Here is a 692-nt window from a genome sequence, read left to right as displayed (position 1 = left end):
GTCCAGGACGACACTCGTCGGGTCCTCGCCGAAAAACTGCCCGAGGTCGTTGAGGCCCGCGCCACGATCGAACAAGCCAAGGGTGTCCTGATGKCCGTCTACGGCATCGACGCCGATCACGCCTTCGAAGTACTGGTCTGGTGCTCACAGGAATCGAACGTCAAACTCCGCGTGATCGCCGAGCAGTTGGTCGCGGCATTGCCCACTGCGGTCAAGATGCCGCCAGATCTCCGTAGTCGATTCGACCATCTCCTGTTGTCAGTCGGCCATGCTGGTAACGACGAGGCGAGCCAATAGATTTCGGCGGGGTGCACCCTTGGCGCACCCCTCTCAGCCTGTCGCTTCGTCGCTGTGGTGAGTGCGACACGCGGCGGCCGCGCTCGTCGTCCCAGTCGTCAGCGCGGCGGCGGATAGGGACGGTTGCGCAGCGAATCGGCCAGGTGAACGGCGTTACTTGCCAGAACTGCATTCGCGGATGCCACGGCGTCCGGGATGCCGGCGAGTTTGTCGCCGGGCGTCATGGCTTCACCGTTCCAGTAGTGCAGCCTTGGGTGTGAATCGTGAATCCACAGTCATTCAGCGCCTGGTACAGGTCCGCGGCGATCCGGTGCGCACCGTCCTCGTTGCCCACCACGGCAGCAACGGGCACCTTGTCGAACAGGTTTGGTCGCCCCTCGTCGTCGGTCTCGGAG

2 protein-coding genes are annotated in these 692 nt (G+C 63.7%); one reads left to right on the top strand and one right to left on the bottom strand.

Annotated features, from left to right (window positions below):
* The coding region (locus tag AC1DQC_RS19875) for an ANTAR domain-containing protein (protein WP_477052953.1) at window positions 1–297 on the top strand (297 nt) is incomplete at its 5' end.
* 98 nt (window positions 298–395) lie between these two features.
* On the opposite strand, the gene AC1DQC_RS19870 is transcribed toward AC1DQC_RS19875, so the two are convergent.
* The gene (locus tag AC1DQC_RS19870; protein WP_477052952.1) at window positions 396–521 is read right to left on the bottom strand and encodes a hypothetical protein; all 126 of its coding nucleotides are present in this window, start codon (window positions 519–521) and stop codon (window positions 396–398) included.
* Window positions 522–692 lie beyond the last annotated feature (171 nt).

The organism is Cellulomonas sp. P4_H12 (assembly GCF_056400905.1).
The sequence above is the reverse complement of the archived record's forward strand: the minus strand, read 5'-3'. Positions and strand labels throughout refer to the sequence as shown.